The sequence below is a fragment of the Marinomonas shanghaiensis genome (assembly GCF_003259175.1).
Lineage (GTDB): Bacteria > Pseudomonadota > Gammaproteobacteria > Pseudomonadales > Marinomonadaceae > Marinomonas > Marinomonas shanghaiensis.
Genome location: NZ_QGOK01000012.1, coordinates 160,032 through 178,452 on the forward strand (window position 1 = coordinate 160,032; position 18,421 = coordinate 178,452).

Genomic DNA, 18,421 nt, shown 5'->3' on the forward strand with positions numbered 1-18,421 from the left:
AGATTTGAGGAACGAAAGATGGACGTAACAAAACAAGTACAAGCCTTCCCCTTTATGGAGAATGTGGACGCTGAACTCACCGCCGCCATGATTGGTATGGCGAACGTTAAAACACTTAAAGCCGGTGAAATTCTCGCCAAACAGTTCGAAATTGGTCAACATCTCTATTTTCTTATAGAAGGCGAAGTGGCGATTTCCGTACCACTGCAAGATACAGGTAAGTCTTATAATGTTGGATTGATACACAACCCACTCTCTCCAATTGGCTGGTCAGCATTTCGACACCCATCGCGCTACGCCACAACATTCACTGCAACCAAATCCTCCACTTTACTCTTTTGGCCTATTATTGAACTACAAAAAATTCTCGACAACAATTTGACCTTTGCGAACACATTTCTGCAATTTGTATATCAAGAATCTCTACCTGTTCTCGCTGATATTCAAAACCAAACGCGCCCTTTTTTCTCGAATGAATCCTTGGCGTTTGAAGAAACACGCCCGTTAATTGATTCTGAAACCCAAACACATGCGCTAAAAGATGCCATCAGCCTGCTCAATTATGCACCGTTTTGTGAAACCTTTACGCAAGCAGAGATACATACCTTGGCGAAAAAGTCTGCGATCTTGCTGGCTCACCAAGGCGATATTATTAGCCAACAAGATCAACTCGCTGATGGCTTATACTTGCTCATCAAAGGCAAAGTTGTGATTAGCTATCAGACAGAGTCGGGTGACATTATAACCACGCGGACAATCGCCCGAGCAGGCACTGTTCTGGCATGGGCGACACAAAATGGCAGCATGAAAAACCGCACCTCCATTATATCTTCTCGAGACAGCAGCATCTTACGCATTAAAAGAGAAGATTTGTTAGAGATGTTTCAAGATAGCCCCAAATTTTCGGTGAAATACCTCTACCGCCTTATTTGGTTAATTGGTGCCCACCTGCTCGCTGCTCGAATGCGTTATCTTTCTCAAATAGCCAATGATGAAGTGCTCGCGGTTAGCAATGTCATCGAGCAAAATGCAGCGCTATTACCCGTTAGTTCGCCTTTGTATAAAGTCAGCGAACTCTTGAAAAGTGCCATTACCACAGATGAAGCCTTTGGAGTCCTCTACAAATGCCTGCATTTTGGCTGCGTACTAGAACGTACTATTTCCGGCATGTGCTTGGATATTCTAAAAGACCTACAACGCGAAAACGCTTTTTACCGTCATCTGCAAAATGTCTATGACACCATCAATAATTTGCCCAAAGACACACCAGCTCTGGATGCGAGACGTTTAGGAACAGAGTTGTTTAAACAAGCTTTTCAGCAAGTCCCCTATGTGATCAAAGGGCTAGAAAATTTACCGAAAAAAGCAGGTTCTTTATTTATTTATAACCACCTACTAGGTTCCCCGACAAACCGACTTCCTAATGGTTTCCGCTTTTCTATGGACGCGCAATTTATCAGTGCTATGATCATAGATAAAGAATATGGTATTTCAGGGCAACGCGTTGTGCGCCGCAGTAAAGAAAGTGAGTTTTGGCGTGATGATTTTTACGGTCGATTTGGCAATATTTTTATCAACAGTTGGGACAACCTTGCTAAAGACACGCCAGAATATGATACCTTCATTAAACAATCGCAGCAGACCTTACAGCAAAACTTTCCACTCATGATATCGCCAGAAGGCCAGAGCTTTGGCACACATCAATCGCCCGGTACTTTTTTACCACATGCTTTTGAACTCGCCGGTTCTATGGGTTCTGACGAACCATGGATTGTGCCTATCGTTGTGGCGAACTTTGATAAACGAGCGGATCATAATCTGTACACCGTGATTATCAAACCTGCGTTTAAACTGTCTAGCCGAGTAGACTACAAAGATAAAGCGGCCTTAAATCAATTCCTGATGGCCTATCAAGAAGAATACAAAGGGTATGTTGAAGAAGCCGTTGAGCTATCAAGAGAAATACGCCAATACCCGATTTTCAGTGGTAAGAACGGTTATCGCTCTAATGTAATGAGCTTAAATCAGATTGACATTGAATTCGAATCTGATGTTCGAGAGCTTGAGTTCCACCTAGCCTATCAAAAATACAAAGAGCGGCCTGTGGCGTTTTATGGTTCCTCTACCATGCGTTTATGGAATGATTTTGCCCATCACTTCCGCGATAAGGATGGTATAAACCTTGGCTTTGGTGGTGCAACTCTCGAAGCGTGTGTGTATTATTTTGAACGTATCATCTTGCCCCACAAACCACGCTCAATGGTGATTTATGCTGGCGATAATGACATAGGCAATCATTGTGACAGCAATAAAGTGGTTGACCTTTATATTGAGCTATTGCAAAAAATAGATCGTCATTTACCTGGCATTCCCGTCACGCTCATTAGCATAAAATGCAGCCCTGTTCGCTTAAAAATGCGCAAAACCATAGAGAAAGCCAATGAGCAATTAATCAGATTGGCAAAAACGCGCCCTAACACGCAATACTTGGATTTGTTTTCGACGCTATTAGATCGAAAGGGAGAAATAAAAGACAATCTTTTCGAAGGCGACAAATTGCACTTGAACCACAAGGCGTATGAACTTTGGACCAGTAAATTACTGGAAACGGAAGCGTTTATTTTTAAAAAATAAACGCGTTCCATGACAATAAAAACGCTCGATGACGGCCCTCCCAATAGGCATTTTCTCGCCATTGGGTATCTGCCCCAGTCCGAGCGTTTTTTTGTTGCCGAAAAAAATCACCATAGGTCATATCAAGACCAACTGATACCGCTACTGGGATTCAATGCCCTCACTCCCTAGCACATCGTTGCTCACATCACGCCCCCTAATAAAAAGAAGAGGACGTATTGACCTTTAGCAAAAAAAAGGTCAGCATAGAAAAACCACCTATATTAAGAATTCAGATTATTTTATGAATAACAATGTCTTAAACAAACGCAACGGCGATAAACGTAAAGCTAAAAAGCTTTGCGGCGCTGACGTGTGGAAATAAGATACAAACAACTCCCCGGCAGCATTCTCGCTGACGGTCTATCTCTCTTTTCAGCAGAATGCATACCGGCCTAAATGAGGCAACAGTATGTTTTACGGCGCAATCACAGCATTAGTCACTCCTTTTCGTAACGGTCAGCTAGATGAAGACGCCTTGCGCAACATCGTGCGCTGGCAAATTGACCAAGGTATCAATGGTCTCGTGCCTGTTGGTACCACAGGGGAATCTCCCACATTAAGCGAGCACGAACATAAACGCGTCATTGAAATTACCGTACAAGAAACCAACAAAGCCGTTCCAGTGCTAGCGGGTGCTGGCTCAAACAACCCAGTCGAAGCGGTGAATTATTCAGAATTTGCCTATCAAGCCGGGGCAGATGCAACGCTGCATGTAGCGGGATACTACAACCGTCCTAATCAAGCGGGCTTGTACGAACACTTCAAATATGTCCATGACAACAGCAAACTTCCTATCATTCTTTACAACATTCCACCACGCTCCGTTGTTGGCTTAGAAGTGGCAACCATGGCTCGCCTGGCTGAATTACCCAGAATCATTGGCGTTAAAGATGCAACCGGTGATTTAACACGACCTATTCGTGAACGCGCCCTAATCAACAAACCTTTTAATTTCTTAAGTGGTGACGACATTACCACAGTGGCTTATAACGTTGGCGGCGGCAATGGTTGTATTTCAGTGACATCAAACGTTGCTCCCAAACAAATCGTGGAATTACAACGCCTGTGTCGAGAAGGAAAATATGTAGAAGCTGCCCACTTGCAAGACAAGCTATTTGCGTTGCACACCGCCCTTTTCATTGAACCCAATCCTACAGGCCCAAAATACGCCATGTCGTTGTTAGGTCTGTGTACAGAAGAGTGCCGCTTGCCCATGGTTCCTTTGCAAGACAGCACAAAAGCGACAATTCGTCGTATCATGGAAGAGTTAGAACTGATTTAACAACCCACGACGGAATATGAAATCAATAAACAGCCCACCCCAAAAAGTTGGGCTGTTTTATTGTCTCCTTGACGTTAAGACTTCGCCAAGCGAACCACATACAGCAGGATAATGGCCCCCACGGTTGCGGTGACAAGCGACCCTAAAAAACTACCAGAATACAAACCTAAAAGCTGGAACGTAAAGCCACCAACAAAAGACCCGACAACACCAATAACAATATTACCGACCAAACCAAAACCAGCGCCTTTTACAAACTGACCCGCTAACCAACCCGCTAATGCACCAATAAACAAAAAAGCTAAAATTTCCATAAAATGATCCTTATATTGTGTATAGCATAATCTTTTAGACTAGCATCTATTCACATCAGGTACCTAGAAAAGCGCTAAATTCTCCATACTGCTCACCCGTTTATTCTTTTTTCTGTTACTTTGTCATGAAAGTATCATGCTTTTTGAATAAATATTGATACAGTGTCCTTGGGGCGTTCGGAACCCCCCTTTAAACATGGTGACATTAAGCTTAGATGAGGAAATCTAGATGGGTAAGGTACATTTTGTTGGTGGTGAAAAAGGCGGTGTAGGCAAATCCATGACCGCACGCGTATTGGCACAATATTATATCGATAATGATCAGCCTTTTTTAGGATTTGACTGCGACGCCTCTCACGGTACTTTTTCACGTTTTTACAATGAATTCGCCTCCCCTATTTTAATTGGCGAAGAAGACAGTTTGGACGGCATGTTAGCCGCTATTGAAGAATACCCTGACCGTGATTTGATTATTGACCTAGCCGCTCAAGCGGCACAGCCATTAGGAAAATGGATTGAAGAAACCGATGTATTTGGTTTACTGGATGAAATGGGCTACCAAGTTTGTCTATGGCATGTGATGGACGATGGCGCTGACTCTGTGACATTGCTTGACGATTTACTCGACCGCTACACGCAACCCTCTGTGGACTTTGTCGTGGTACAAAACCTCGGTCGAGGCACTGATTTTACTCGCTTTCAAAAATCAGAAACGTTCAAAAAAGCGATAAGCCGAGAGGCCTTGATCATCGAGTTACCAAAACTACAAAGCAAACTGACACAAAAAATTGATTTCAATAACAGCAGTTTTTGGGCGGTGGCAAACGATAAAAGCATCATGAACATCGCCGAACGTCAACGCATGAAAGTCTGGTTACGCAATACTTATGAGCAATTAGCACAACTTGGCTAATAGTTATCTATTTAAGCAACACAAAAAAGCCAACAGACGTTGGCTTTTTTGTGTTGTGTGCTAGATGCCGGTCAGCAGAGAAACATTACTCTTGGACATCCATATACTTATTCGCCCATACACGGTTTTCTTCTAGTGTAGAATAACGGGTAGAAAGCTCAGAAGCATTCAAAGTACCTTCCGCAATACCACGCTGCTCACGCAAGCAATCATAAGTGGCTTTAATCGCCGCAAAATACGCAGCATGACCATTTACCACTATCCGTACACCGTTGGCCGCCAAACGCTCACGATCACGTAATTCTGGATTGTCGTAAGCCACCAGCATGATTGGAATAGAAATATGTTGGCTAATTTCTTCTAAATGCGCAAAGTCACGAATACCAACCATACAGATACCATCAACCCCAACTGCCTGATACGCTTTGACGCGTGCAATGGTTTCTTCCGTTGTCAACTGACCCGCATTCGTACGTGCAATAATGCTCATTATAGGATCGATACGAGCTTCTAGAGCCGCTTTTAATTTACCAACCGCTTCTTCCACTGGGATCAAGTCTGTCGATTTATGACCGTATTTTGCAGGCAACAAAGTATCTTCAATGGTTAATGCTGCCACGCCAGCGCGTTCAAGTTCCACGATGGTTCGCATGACGTTAAGCGCATTACCATAGCCATGATCCGCGTCCGCAATTATTGGCAAACGCGCAACGCGCCCAATTCGAGTTGCTTGTTCCGTAAACTCACTCAACGTAATCAATGCAAAATCAGGAGCTGCCAAAACTTGTAAAGATGCAACAGAGCCACCTAAAATCCCTACTTCAAAGCCAAGATCTGCAGCAATACGAGCCGACATAGGATCAAATGTAGAAGCGGTGTAATAGCACTTGCCGCTTGCTAATAATGCTCGAAAATCATTACGCAAATCATGCTGGGAAGGTGTTGCCATAAATATACTCCTAAAAGATGTCACTAAATTTCATATTGAGACCTTTTCACGATGTCACAAGGAGAGGCAATACGAGGCAAAAATAAACGAGAAAGCGGACACTTACATGGATGTGAGTGATATGGCGTCGCAGGACGCAAAAGCCATACTCATGAGGTATAAATGAGCATTTCGAGTTTGTTTTTCACAAAGTATTGACGAGTGCGGCAGTCGTGCAAAGATCTCATATAGTGTAAATGCCGCGGATTATACTCTCCTTCGGCCTCTGCTTCATCAACAACAAACCAATTGGTTAGGTTTTGTAAGTAAATTACCACCTAAAAGCGACAAAATACCCTGTGTTGAAAAGAGTTTACAAACTTTGAAAAAATAAGGGATATGACTATTACTAGAGATAGGGTCACAAATACAATGTTTCTTGATGTTGCGACGTCCAACGAAGTTTATGAAAAAAACCAGTAAATCACGAGCAATATATAATAAGAGGGGAACGTCATTCCCCTCTTATTTGTAGGCAACAGGCAACAATCTTGCTAGCGATTAGGTATCGCACAAACAAAACTGTTGGCACTTTCAATGTTCCCTTTGCCATCATAAGTGGCAACACTAGGATAAGGACACAATGGACGCGTTCGCGTTGCACTCCATGAAACGGGTAACTCTTCGTTTACACCACCCGGATTGCCTTCGCCTCGCGCTGTAGCAATAACCTGCTGTGGTTTCTCTCCCTTTTCCACCCATGCCACCAAGGGCGTCAACATATCGAACTGGTCTGTCGACTGTCCGCCGCGACAATGCCCCATACCAGGTACAGGATAGAATTGAGCGAAATCGCCGGCATGTCCATTATTTTCAGCATTTAAGGCTTGATACCAAGCCTCTGTATCTTGAACAGAAAAAATGGCATCTGACACACCATGATACACCATGATTTTGCCGCCCTTGTTTCGCAAAGTAGACATATCTTCAGGTACGGGTGGTGTCATAAAAGACATCGCAGATTCCTTATAAACCGCGGTTGTGCTATCTACGTTTGCCACCAAGTCGTCAATATTGGCATTCCAAACAAAATCCGCGCCATTGAAATGGCGAATACTGTAGTCTTTTAATTCAACTGGCGGCGTATTAAAAATCATTGCCACCGCCCCTGAGTCTCGCTCAATCGGTGACGAATATTCCCACACCATTTGGTCACTATTATTGATGCCAACATCATAAGGGAAAGGAGAGTAAACACGTTTTCCATCACTCGTCGTCACGCCTTTAAAAATACGCTCAACTGCGTCTTTCTGGGGCTGTGTAAGACACATACCGTCACGTTCGCTATCGCAAGTAGCCACGTCGGTTTGAATACTAAAAGCCGTTTGACACGCTTTAAAGTCTTGTATCATGTCATCTTTAACACCATCAAGCGCATCGCATTTAGCCAAAATAGCGTTTGAAACAGTGGTGCGTTCTGTCAGTGTAAAAGCGGTTTGCAAATCCGCTTTATTGGTATTTGGAACCGATGCATACACATGAGCCCCCGCAATGCTAGCCACCGCGGCAAGTGGTAAGCGATAGCCTGGCGCACCAACTAAAATGCCATCATATTCATCGGCATATCGTGTTGCCGCGATCATGGCGTGTCGACCACCATTAGAGCAACCCGCAAAATAACTGCGATCAGGCCCTTTGCCATAAACTTGGTTAATGACTGTTTTAGCCATCGGCGTTAACTTAGCCACCGCCTGATAACCATAATCGAGTCGTGCTTGTGGGTCATACGCAAACGTTGGTAATGGTTTATCATGGCCCGCATCGGAACTAATAACCGCAAAACCCTGTAATAAGGCCCCCGTTAATGGACCCCCTCCCAAAGCGCCATCCGCCGTTCTGACTGCACCATCTAAACCACCATTTGCTTGGTATAAAAACCGCCCATTCCACGCTTTTGGTAAACGTAATTCGAAACCAATAGCATAGGGCTTGCCATCGACTTCACCGATTCGTCCATGCATTTTACCTTTCACCAAACAATGCTCTTCTATATCGTTGTCACCCTGTTTCAAAGCACCTTTCAGCACAGTTTCAATTGAATCTATCACTGTGTCGCTTGCAACCAAAAGCGAAGAAAGCCCTTCACAACGGGTCGACAGAACAGAGGGCTTAGCTTCACTCAACGATGAGGTGTGAACAACTGACGCCGCGTTCGTGAGACCGCTATAGACAGTAAGACCGCCGAGAGCGATTGCCAGTAAGCTAGGTTTGTACAAAAACGAATGCATGGTTGACTTCCTTATAGTGTTAATAATTATTGTTTTCCATATAAACAGAATATAAGAAAGTTACCCAAAAAACGGCATAATTTTTTCGCTCAATACATTCAAAAAACGCACAAAGCAAAGGGTTTTATGTGGTAATTTTCCTACATAAAAAAGCCTAAAATGTACTTGAAAGTTGTTTTTTGAAATAAAATTTCTTTTTTTATAAAAAAACGCTCTATTGAGGGCTAGTTTTTATACAGTGAAGCAGTGACAGAGACAAATTCTAGGGATAACATACAGCCCCAGCATCCCCCGTGCGCCCTTTTATGGTTTTCAATCCTATTGATAATGTTAAGGTTCTCGAATGAACGCTTGGTATCTCATCTGCTTTCTCTCGGCACTAGCGGTTTTTATCGCTTTTACCAACCAATATATACTCAAAATGCAAACAACAATCGCCATTACCACAGGGTCTGTGGTGATTTCTTTACTGCTGATTCTGGCGGTTAAAATGCTCGGTGATGAAACCGCTGTGTTCATCACTCAAGTGGTTTCTGATATAGACTTTAATCAGCTATTATTAAAAGGCATGCTAGGCTTTCTATTATTTGCAGGGGCATTGGAAATCGATCTTGCCGCTCTAAAAAGACAGCGCTGGGAAATCACTATCTTAGTGTTATTTTCCACTTTAGCGTCGACTTTTATTGTTGGTTATCTAAGCTATTACGTGTTTGCTTTACTTAGCTTCCCAGTACCGCTTATCTACTGCTTGCTGTTTGGCGCTTTGATTAGCCCTACTGACCCGATTGCTGTATTAGCTATTATCAAGCAAATGAGTGCACCACAAGGTATTTCGATTCAAGTAGAAGGTGAATCATTGTTTAATGACGGTGTCGGCTTGGTCATTTTTACCACCATCTTTGCCGTTGCCTTTTACGGCACAGAAGCCAGCTTCCAAGAAGTCGCTGAGCTCTTTTTAGTCGACGCCATTGGCGGCATTGTGTTTGGTCTCGTCATCGCCTTGGTGGGCCACTTTGTTATTATCAATTGCAAAGACATTAATACCCGTCTATTGGTCACACTCACGATTCCCTCTGCCGGCTTTGCGTTGGCGAATATTTGGGAAATATCCGGCGCACTTGCCATGGTGACCAGCGGTATTCTTCTTGGCAACATCACTCGTGCAAAAGCATCAAAACGAAGCGGACCAGATGGTACGCGCTATGTGAAAGACTTTTGGCATGCAACAGACAGCTTTTTAAACGCATTGCTTTTCCTCATCATAGGTATGCTGATCGTTACTATGCCGCTCACATGGGAAATCATTGGTTTGGGCTTAGTCATGGTGCCTGTCGTGCTGCTGGCTCGTTTTATCAGTGTCGGTAGCCCATACCTGATCTTCAAACGCTACCGTCAATATGACAAACATTCTGTTAAAATTCTGACATGGGGCGGTTTACGAGGCGGTTTAGCTTTGGCAATGGCGGCGGCTATTCCAACCAATAAAATGATGATTGAAGGTATGGATCTGCACGACATCATCGTTATCATTACTTATGTCGTGGTGATATTCTCCATCATAGTACAGGGCCTCACTATTTCGCCTTTGATTCAGAAGAGTATCCTAGCCGCGAAAGAAAAGACTAAATAATCGTCTGCGAACAAGGCAGCCATGAAAAAAGCCAACCCAGTGTTGGCTTTTTTCATTCTGATGTTGCAAACCTTGCTCTAGATCACAAATAGGCTTACGAAACCATTATAAAATACCGTTATAGCAATCGCTGAAATCTACCATGGTGTATGTTTTCAATCGCCGTTCAACTAGGAAGAAAACCCCTAATGTCACCTAAATCAAACCACATATTGCAACGTAATAATGTCAAGCTCTCTGGCAAAGGTGAACAAACCATGATGCTGGCGCACGGTTTCGGGTGCAATCAAACCCTGTGGCGTTTCATGCTTCCTTATCTAGAAGAAAAATATCAAATCGTCTTGTTTGATTACGTTGGCAGTGGTAATTCTGACTTTTCAGCCTACCAAAAAGATCGCTATGAGCATTTAGAAGGTTATGCCCTCGACATTATTGAAATCTGCGACACCCTAAATCTTAAGAACATCATTTTTGTTGGCCATTCGGTCAGCAGCACTATAGGTTGGATTGCGGCGAAACAACGCCCTGAACTTTTCTCACACCTTATCGCTGTTTGCCCCTCTCCTTGCTTTTTAAACATTGGCACAGAATACCAAGGCGGTTTTGAGAAACAAGATTTAGAAGGGCTTATTCAGTTGATGGATAAGGATTACATTGGCTGGGGAAACTATCTAGCCCCGATTGTCATGGGCACAGACTTATCCCCCATTGGCACAAGCTCAAATGAAGACGATGTCTTGGTACATGAGCTACTCAACAGTTTTTGCTCTACCGATGTTACTTACTCGAAGCCTTTTGCGCAGGCCACTTTTTTCTCTGACTATCGATCTTTACTGCCCGACATCCACCACCCCTGTCTGATATTACAAAGCTCAGACGATTCATTGGTTGCTGTTAGTGTAGGAGAATACACACAACGCCATTTGCAAAATGCCCAACTGCAAATCATAGAAGCAAAAGGACATTGTTTGCACATGACACGCCCTATGGACGTCGTCAAACATATGAACGCTTTTATTATTAATAATAAATAACGGCCATCTACAGATACGCTCTCAATTAACCTCTGTATGCCAATTTGCCATTGAATACTTAAAAAATCCGTCTAAAATCACGCCATACTTTAAAATAGGATAGGATTGTTATGACTTCATTTACCATTCTCGATGGCGGCATGGGCCGAGAACTTGAACGCCGTGGTGCCCCTTTTAAACAACCAGAATGGTCAGCGTTGGCAATGATGGAAGCACCCAATATAGTAAAAGAAGTGCATCAGTCTTATATTGCCAGTGGCTCACGAGTCATCACCACCAATAGCTATGCTCTAGTGCCCTTTCATATCGGTGAAGACGTTTTTAAAGAACAGGGGCGAGCACTCGCGGTACTTTCAGGTAAAGTTGCCCGCGAAGCGGCTGACGAAAGTGGCACTGATACTCAAGTCGCTGGATCCCTAGCGCCTTTGTTTGGCTCCTATCGCGCTGATCTTTATCAAGCGGATCGTGTTGAAGAACTCGCTGTCCCTCTGATCGAGTCTTTGACTCCTTACGTAGACCTTTGGTTATCTGAAACTCAAAGCCTCATCGATGAAGTCACTCGAGTAAAAGCGCTCGTGGATAAAATCGATGTTGATAAAAAACCGTTCTGGGTATCTTTTACGCTTGAAGATTCAGAGCCGACTACAGAGCCTCTATTGCGCTCCGGTGAAACCGTCGTTGAAGCGGTGAAAGCGATGCAGGCAATTGGAGTAAGTGCTATTTTGTTTAATTGCAGCCAGCCCGAAATCATTGGCGAAGCCATTCAAGTCACGCAAAAAACCTTAGCCTCGTTGAATGCATCGTCTATACAAATCGGCGCCTATGCCAATGCGTTCCCACCCCAACCCAAAAACGCCACTGCGAATGATGGACTAGACGAACTCCGCGCGGATTTGACACCGCCTGCGTATCTCGCTTGGGTAAAACAATGGCAAAAAGACGGCGCCACCTTGATCGGCGGATGCTGCGGAATTGGACCAGAACACATTGCCGCTATTTCGGCATATTGCGCAACAGAGTAAATTGACTGACTCAAAAGATGACGTTTTTCACGTCATCTTTTGAGGATGATTTATTCCTGCAAGACTTGAGCAATCTCTTGCACCATTGGGTTAAGTACTTGGTCAAACCAGCTTCTCGAAAGTGCTTTCACCATACTGCCATAGCCATCTGACTGCAGCTCAGTCTTAACATTAAAGGTGTTCGAAGCCGACAGCTCACCTGAGGCTGAAATAACCTGCCAGCGCCCTGATATATGGATAATGCCATTTAAATCTGCGTAAAAATTATCCACTTCAATATTTAATAAAGCGGTTGCACTAGCGGGAAAACGTTGACCACCAAACCATGTAATATTAGGCAACACCTTCTCAAAGCGCTGTTGAGTCAGACGGGTTAATTGACTCGATAAAGACTCCGCCCACAAGTTATTCTGCGAACGATAGACCTCTCCACTCTCGGTGACCAAGACAATCTCATTTCCGGCTAGATAATGAGCAACCACAATAGGCATAAGCCTTACTGCACTCTCTTTTGTCGGGTGAATCTGTCCTTTTTGTAGTCCATTATCCATTAACAAATATTCATTGCTGGGGACTGTCGGTGTGGCACAGGCGGCCAATATCCCACTTAGGACCACTAACAACAAAACACGCTTAACCATTCTCATATGCCTTCTATTCCTACACTATTTCGCCGCTTTTGGTTGAACATCTACACGAGGCTTACTATCAAAAATCAACGTATTCGGATTTTCTCGCACTTGACGAAGCAAAGGCTGCAACTCATTTAATGCGCGTCCTAGCGACTCCATATTTTCTTTTAATGGTCGGCCAATCTGACCATTCGCCTGATAACTTTGTAAGGTCAAGTTTAGCTCATTAATCGTAGACACCAAGTCAGCCGGTAACTGCTGAGTTTCTGATTTATCGAGCAACTGGCTAACACTTTTACTGAGCGCTTGTAATTGACGTAGTGTTTCATTCGTTTCTTGCAAGGTATGACCAAGCTGCTTAAACGTACTGTCTAATGGCACTTGCGACAAATTATCCAAAATCGTCACGACCTTGGTCTCTATATTGGCAAAAGCATCTGGCGCTGTTGGAAAAATCTGATACCCCTCAAACTCTTTTCGCGTTATCGGTGACGGATTCTCAACAAAATCTATGTTAATGACTTTTGCTGCGTTCAAATAGTTGCCAATTTTTAACGACGCACGTAAACCTTTATTAATACGCTCTTCAATGAGTTCATTCCATTTTTGTAAAGACATCTCACCAGAAGTACTGGCTGCATTTAAACGCTGAGGCTCAATACGCGCTCTAACGGGAATCAAGGGAGTATCCAAAGACGTCAATGCATCCATTGATATGCCATTAAAAGGCACATCCAACACAGTCCCTATACGCACACCTCGAAACTCCACCGCAGCCCCTGGAACCAGACCGCTTACGTTGCTGTCAAACAAAAAGACATAGTTGATAAACTCATCGTAGACATTATTGTTCGCGCTTTCTTTGCTCGAAAACAAACGAAACTGTGTCATGTCAGCAACAGGCGCTCCAGGCGGGCGACCAACAGGTAAACCAAATGAAATACCGCCCGCTAAAAACGTTTCTAAAGAATCGAGACGAACCTCAAAACCACTGGCCGAACTCTTCAATGAAAGTCCTGGCGTCATCCAGAATTGCACGTCGCTGTTTATCAACGCATCATATGGCGAGCGAATGACAATACGATAAGTGATCGCGCCTTTATCGGAATCAAAACCTACTTTCTCGACGTAACCCACTTCGTAACCACGAAAATGCACCAAGGCACCCACATCCAACTTAGAGCCTTCCGTACTCGACAACATAAGCCGCACGCCCTCGTTTTCGGTAGACAGTGGCGGCTGGTTCAATATGGTAAAGTCCGTCTGCTGCCGTCCTTTTACTCCTGGCGTCATATCAATATAGGCACCCGACAGCAAGGTCCCTAATCCACTCACCCCTTCTTTACCGATTCGCGGTTTTACGACCCAAAATTTCGCATCATCGCGCAACATTTGCTCAGTACCATGATTCATGCGTACTTTAATAACCGCACTTTCATAATCCTCACTAAGGCGAATATCGATCACCCTTCCAACGTCCACGTTACGGGATTTGAGCTTCGTCTTGCCCATCTCCAAACCTTCTGCATTTGAAGCAATAAGCGTAATAACAGGACCTTGCGTTGACCAATTTTGATAGAGCATCCAAGCCGCCACCAAAAGCGCGATCAAAGGCACCAACCAAATAGAATTAAACCGAACTTGTCGCATATTCTCGATCTGTTTAATGGGCCCTCTCACTCTTCTCTCCTCTCAGAAACAGACACAGTGCGTGCCTCGTCTTTATCCCATAGTAACCGTGGATCAAACGTCATCGCTGCCAACATGGTCAAAACAACCATCGCCGTAAATGACAACACCGCAGTCCCCGGTAAAATCGACATAAAATTGCCCATTTGTACCATACTGGTCAAAATAGCCACCACAAACACATCAATCATTGACCAACGCCCTACAAACTCCGTAATACGGTACAGCTTGATTTTTTGTTCCGTTAATCGCTTGCTCGGAAAATGACACTGCCAGCAAAGCCAGCTCAGCGACAACACTTTCGCAAGAGGAATCACCACACTCGCCAGCAAAATAATCAGGGCAACAGGATAAGAACCTAAGGACCAAAGCAACAACACTCCACCCATGATAGTTGATGGTTCCGTATTTCCTAAAAAAGTGGTTTGCATGATAGGAAAGACATTTGCAGGGATATAAATCACAACAGACGCCACCAGCAAAGCAGCCGTTGAACTTAAGCTCTTTGGGCGACGACTGTAGACAGAATGACCACAACGATTACAGTGACGTTTGTGCGCTGCTAAAGTCGCACCACAGAAATGACACCCTATCACCCCCTGCTCCTTCGCTGTTCCTGTGACAACAGGCTGATCATCGGCTTTTCCAGCGACTTTATTCCATAGCCATCGCTTATCGACCAAACTCTCTGTTTTCAGCAACAAGATGACATAACCGCAAAAAGCCCAAAAAGACAGTTCAAATGAAATATCCGCCAAGCTGTTCATCTTAACCAGCGCAACCAGAATACCCACAAGAAACACATCCACCATTAGCCATGGCTGAATCACAACAATCCAACGCACACAGTAACGCTGAGCAAAATTCAATACATGCTTATGCTGAAAAGACCAAACCAGAAATAAAATAGAGAAAAGATACACTAACGGAAACACAAACAAAGCGAGGCTAATAATAACCCCTAACAGCAAATGACCTTGGCCAAGCAACACACTCAAGGTATGAAACAAGGTCACCGTACGTTCAATACCATTCGTCGAAAAGCCAAGAAAAGGAAAGCTCATCGCTAGTGCCAACATTAACAGCGACGACAGACCGGCCGCGATAATTCTTCCAGCAGCGTGTCTGTGCACACTAACTAACACATGACCACAATGTTGACATCGAAAACGTTCACCACTCTTTAAAGGTGGGATTGGATTGATAAAATCACATTCTTCACAAGCCGTCACATTTTCATAAAACACAAAATGGCTCATATCAACACCGCGACTCAATCGAGCACTCCAATAAAAGGACGTAAAAAACCATCTAACACGAGAACACTGATCATAATCAAGCTATTAAAGATATTCACCACAAAGTAACCCATTCAGAATGAACGTTAGAACCTTGGGTGAATACCGTCAAACCACCTTGTCAATGAGAACTGAAAGTCTCAACAGACGAAACGAAAGCGCTATTCTTCTCAAGCGCTCGGTTTCAATCTTCATCTACATAGCCCTCGATTTTTGACGTTAGACACTAAACTTGCTACGAAACGCAAAATACACCGCGCCCACGAGACACAACCCCGCCCACAAATAATCAAGTTTTAATGGTTCTTTTAGGTAATAAACAGAAAATGGCACAAATACCATTAATGTGATCACCTCTTGCATGATTTTTAACTGCCCAACATTCAGTGCCGTATAACCGATACGATTGGCAGGTACCTGCAACAGGTACTCAAACAGAGCAATACCCCAGCTTATCAAAGCGGCAATGATCCAAGGCTTGTTGTTCAACTCTTTCAAATGAGCATACCAAGCAAAAGTCATAAAAATATTGCTACAAATTAATAAAGAAACACTCAACGCAATGGGATGCATAGGTTTTACCAGATAAAAATAAGACAAGGTACAAAAACAGCTAATTAAAGCATATCACTAGAATAAACGCCCTAGGAAGTTGCCTAACAATCAACTCTTAATGACGCATTGTCGGACCACCATTACCCGGCCCACCATGACCACCGCCATGACCACCACCATGAGGTCCACCCGGTAGCATAACGCACGCCGTCAAGGTAAACACAACCAAACTCAACACCAAAAATTGGAACACCTTATTCATCATTTGCATGATTCCACCCACTGTTTTTAAAACCAGACAGCAGCATAAAAACTTGCCTTGTCTTTTACAAATAACCAAAAGACATTTTTGTGAAAATCCTTAATATTCCCTTATAAGCCTGCACCATAGACAAAAAACAAGGCCCAGAAAAAGCACGCATCAGCCAACAACGAAGCATTAACCCGCCCCTGCATTGCCCGAAAATATTTTTACTCAAAAACGAAATATCCCCCTTTACTTGTTCGATAATAAGCACATACTTAACTTACTACGTGACAATTGTTGTTCCAACGTTCGTAGCAGCCCTTCAGTTGATGCCAATCGACTAAGGTTATATGTAATGGCTAATGGTGGATATCATGAGTAAAAGTCAAGACAGTAAAAAAGAGACCAAAAAGAAACCACTTTTAACACCAAAAGAAAAGAAAGCAGCGAAGGCAACAAAAAAATCCACAACCAATACATCCGGTAATTAACGTTTCCCGCCAGTCATCATCTTGTCATGGTGGCGTTTTATTCGAGTCATCTAAGCCCTAACATATGTTAGGGCTTTTTTATTGCCAGCATCAATCAACCACTATGGATACGACTAACGACTACGGACGTGATGATTTTTGAGGGCCACGACCATTCGATGGACGCTTACCATTTGAAGCAGGCTTACCACTGTTTTTAGGTGATCCACCAGGCTTCCCATTCGGTCGCTTACTGCCTCCAGCACCACTCGTTGCAGGCTTTTTAGCATCACCAAAAGGACGTCTGTCTTTGCTTTTAGAGCCCGCAGGCTTTCTAGAATCATCCTTAGGGTATTTGGTGTTGCCTTTTGTGGCAGTCGTAGGCTTAGATGGTGTATTAGGGCGAGCATTTTTACGCGGTGCATTACGGGATTTTTTTGCTGGCGCATTGGCTTCTGAAGAAGAATCTTCAACCGATTTTAACAAAACAGACAACTCTTTTTGTGTCAGGTCACGCCATTCACCAACCGGTAACCCTTTAAGGCTTACGTTCATGATGCGAGTACGTTCTAACTTCATTACCTCGTAACCAAAATGTTCACACATACGGCGAATTTGTCGATTCAAACCTTGCACCAAGGTAATGTTAAACACATTCGGGGATATCTTGGTCACTGGGCACTTCTTGGTCATGGTCCCCAAAATAGGCACACCACCCGCCAAACCCGCAATAAAATCATCGGTAATAGGCTTATTCACCGTGACCAAGTATTCTTTCTCGTGGTTATTACCCGCTCGTAATACCTTATTAACCAGATCGCCGTTATTGGTCAAAAAGATCAAGCCTTGAGAGTCTTTGTCCAAACGACCAATCGGAAAAATACGTACTCCATGGCTCACAAAATCGACAATATTATTCTTCTCCGAACTCTCCGTGGTACTGACAATCCCAACAGGCTTATTCAACGCAATAAAAACAAAATCATCCGCGTCTTGGGGCTCAATGATCTGCCCATTTACCCGCACAGTGTCACCGGCTACCACTTGATCACCCACCGAGGCACGCTTGCCATTGATGAACACATTACCTTGTTCAATAAAGCGGTCAGCGTCCCTTCGAGAGCAGATACCGCTTTCGCTGATGTATTTATTTAGACGAGTAGAAGATGCGTTAAACATAAAGTGCCGTTTTACCTAATAAAAAGCCTTTCTGACAGAGAAAAGCCTGAACAAAATGAATCGTCAACAACGAAATAGCGCACATTATATAGGAAACACGACAAGCATTTTAGGATCATGCTCCAGAAAGATCAGAAAAACATCGCAAACAAAAAAAGGTTAAGAAAACCTTAATTTTCCCTCCCTACACTCCGTGCATCAGACAACATCACCCTAGAGAGCCACCCATGCGCACATCGAGTAGGGTGAGGCGTTACCGCCTCA

Annotated in this window: 15 protein-coding genes; 6 read left to right on the top strand and 9 right to left on the bottom strand. The window is 43.7% G+C overall.

What is annotated here, in order from left to right; all coding sequences use genetic code 11:
- Positions 1-18: 18 nt before the first annotated feature.
- Positions 19-2,634, top strand: coding sequence for a cyclic nucleotide-binding domain-containing protein (locus DKT73_RS11135; RefSeq protein WP_111638624.1), 2,616 nt, complete (start codon positions 19-21; stop codon positions 2,632-2,634).
- A 451-nt stretch (positions 2,635-3,085) separates the two neighbouring features.
- Positions 3,086-3,958: a 4-hydroxy-tetrahydrodipicolinate synthase gene (gene dapA / locus DKT73_RS11140; RefSeq protein WP_111638625.1), complete on the top strand. Its 873-nt coding sequence runs from the start codon at positions 3,086-3,088 to the stop codon at positions 3,956-3,958.
- A 74-nt stretch (positions 3,959-4,032) separates the two neighbouring features.
- On the opposite strand, the gene DKT73_RS11145 is transcribed toward dapA, so the two are convergent.
- Positions 4,033-4,272, bottom strand: a complete 240-nt coding sequence (locus DKT73_RS11145) for a GlsB/YeaQ/YmgE family stress response membrane protein (RefSeq protein ID WP_111638626.1) — start codon at positions 4,270-4,272, stop codon at positions 4,033-4,035.
- A 229-nt stretch (positions 4,273-4,501) separates the two neighbouring features.
- Here DKT73_RS11145 and DKT73_RS11150 point away from each other — a divergent pair, with 229 nt between their 5' ends.
- Positions 4,502-5,185 (top strand): P-loop NTPase family protein, encoded by a 684-nt coding sequence (locus DKT73_RS11150; protein ID WP_111638627.1) that lies wholly within the window; start codon positions 4,502-4,504, stop codon positions 5,183-5,185.
- Between the two features lie 85 nt (positions 5,186-5,270).
- Here the strand turns inward: DKT73_RS11150 and DKT73_RS11155 are convergent, their stop codons facing one another.
- Together DKT73_RS11155 and DKT73_RS11160 are read right to left on the bottom strand one after the other, a co-directional pair.
- Positions 5,271-6,134, bottom strand: coding sequence for an oxaloacetate decarboxylase (locus DKT73_RS11155; protein ID WP_111638628.1), 864 nt, complete (start codon positions 6,132-6,134; stop codon positions 5,271-5,273).
- Positions 6,135-6,667: 533 nt separating this feature from the next.
- Complete coding sequence (locus DKT73_RS11160; RefSeq protein WP_111638629.1) at positions 6,668-8,401, bottom strand: tannase/feruloyl esterase family alpha/beta hydrolase; 1,734 nt, start codon at positions 8,399-8,401, stop codon at positions 6,668-6,670.
- 343 nt (positions 8,402-8,744) lie between these two features.
- Here DKT73_RS11160 and DKT73_RS11165 point away from each other — a divergent pair, with 343 nt between their 5' ends.
- The 3 genes from DKT73_RS11165 to DKT73_RS11175 all read left to right on the top strand — a co-directional run bounded on the left by DKT73_RS11165 (position 8,745) and on the right by DKT73_RS11175 (position 12,087).
- On the top strand, positions 8,745-10,031 hold the full coding sequence (locus tag DKT73_RS11165) for a cation:proton antiporter (protein ID WP_111638630.1): 1,287 nt from the start codon (positions 8,745-8,747) through the stop codon (positions 10,029-10,031).
- A gap of 188 nt (positions 10,032-10,219) precedes the next feature.
- Complete coding sequence (locus tag DKT73_RS11170) at positions 10,220-11,065, top strand: alpha/beta fold hydrolase (protein ID WP_111638631.1); 846 nt, start codon at positions 10,220-10,222, stop codon at positions 11,063-11,065.
- 110 nt (positions 11,066-11,175) lie between these two features.
- Complete coding sequence (locus tag DKT73_RS11175) at positions 11,176-12,087, top strand: homocysteine S-methyltransferase family protein (protein ID WP_198666597.1); 912 nt, start codon at positions 11,176-11,178, stop codon at positions 12,085-12,087.
- Positions 12,088-12,137: 50 nt separating this feature from the next.
- Here the strand turns inward: DKT73_RS11175 and DKT73_RS11180 are convergent, their stop codons facing one another.
- The 6 genes from DKT73_RS11180 to rluF form a co-directional block, all read right to left on the bottom strand.
- Positions 12,138-12,734 carry a PqiC family protein gene (locus DKT73_RS11180; protein ID WP_111638632.1) on the bottom strand — a complete coding sequence of 199 codons (597 nt, stop codon included), beginning with the start codon at positions 12,732-12,734 and terminating at the stop codon, positions 12,138-12,140.
- Positions 12,735-12,752: 18 nt separating this feature from the next.
- Positions 12,753-14,399 (bottom strand): intermembrane transport protein PqiB, encoded by a 1,647-nt coding sequence (gene pqiB / locus DKT73_RS11185; RefSeq protein ID WP_111638633.1) that lies wholly within the window; start codon positions 14,397-14,399, stop codon positions 12,753-12,755.
- Complete coding sequence (locus DKT73_RS11190; RefSeq protein WP_232827851.1) at positions 14,396-15,685, bottom strand: PqiA/YebS family transporter subunit; 1,290 nt, start codon at positions 15,683-15,685, stop codon at positions 14,396-14,398. Before DKT73_RS11190 ends, pqiB begins: the two co-directional genes overlap by 4 nt.
- Positions 15,686-15,925: 240 nt before the next feature.
- Positions 15,926-16,279: a DMT family protein gene (locus DKT73_RS11195; protein WP_111606550.1), complete on the bottom strand. Its 354-nt coding sequence runs from the start codon at positions 16,277-16,279 to the stop codon at positions 15,926-15,928.
- Positions 16,280-16,376: 97 nt separating this feature from the next.
- The gene (locus DKT73_RS20060; protein ID WP_157959176.1) at positions 16,377-16,526 is read right to left on the bottom strand and encodes a hypothetical protein; all 150 of its coding nucleotides are present in this window, start codon (positions 16,524-16,526) and stop codon (positions 16,377-16,379) included.
- A 593-nt stretch (positions 16,527-17,119) separates the two neighbouring features.
- On the bottom strand, positions 17,120-18,157 hold the full coding sequence (rluF, locus tag DKT73_RS11200; RefSeq protein WP_111638634.1) for a 23S rRNA pseudouridine(2604) synthase RluF: 1,038 nt from the start codon (positions 18,155-18,157) through the stop codon (positions 17,120-17,122).
- Positions 18,158-18,421 lie beyond the last annotated feature (264 nt).

Excerpts from the sequence above, each read along its gene's own strand:
- DKT73_RS11135 (WP_111638624.1), top strand. The coding sequence starts at position 19 with ATGGACGTAACAAAACAAGTACAAGCCTTCCCCTTTATGGAGAATGTG.
- dapA (WP_111638625.1), top strand. The coding sequence starts at position 3,086 with ATGTTTTACGGCGCAATCACAGCATTAGTCACTCCTTTTCGTAACGGT.
- DKT73_RS11145 (WP_111638626.1), bottom strand. The coding sequence starts at position 4,272 with ATGGAAATTTTAGCTTTTTTGTTTATTGGTGCATTAGCGGGTTGGTTA.
- DKT73_RS11150 (WP_111638627.1), top strand. The coding sequence starts at position 4,502 with ATGGGTAAGGTACATTTTGTTGGTGGTGAAAAAGGCGGTGTAGGCAAA.
- DKT73_RS11155 (WP_111638628.1), bottom strand. The coding sequence starts at position 6,134 with ATGGCAACACCTTCCCAGCATGATTTGCGTAATGATTTTCGAGCATTA.
- DKT73_RS11160 (WP_111638629.1), bottom strand. The coding sequence starts at position 8,401 with ATGCATTCGTTTTTGTACAAACCTAGCTTACTGGCAATCGCTCTCGGC.
- DKT73_RS11165 (WP_111638630.1), top strand. The coding sequence starts at position 8,745 with ATGAACGCTTGGTATCTCATCTGCTTTCTCTCGGCACTAGCGGTTTTT.
- DKT73_RS11170 (WP_111638631.1), top strand. The coding sequence starts at position 10,220 with ATGTCACCTAAATCAAACCACATATTGCAACGTAATAATGTCAAGCTC.
- DKT73_RS11175 (WP_198666597.1), top strand. The coding sequence starts at position 11,176 with ATGACTTCATTTACCATTCTCGATGGCGGCATGGGCCGAGAACTTGAA.
- DKT73_RS11180 (WP_111638632.1), bottom strand. The coding sequence starts at position 12,734 with ATGAGAATGGTTAAGCGTGTTTTGTTGTTAGTGGTCCTAAGTGGGATA.
- DKT73_RS11195 (WP_111606550.1), bottom strand. The coding sequence starts at position 16,279 with ATGCATCCCATTGCGTTGAGTGTTTCTTTATTAATTTGTAGCAATATT.
- DKT73_RS20060 (WP_157959176.1), bottom strand. The coding sequence starts at position 16,526 with ATGATGAATAAGGTGTTCCAATTTTTGGTGTTGAGTTTGGTTGTGTTT.
- rluF (WP_111638634.1), bottom strand. The coding sequence starts at position 18,157 with ATGTTTAACGCATCTTCTACTCGTCTAAATAAATACATCAGCGAAAGC.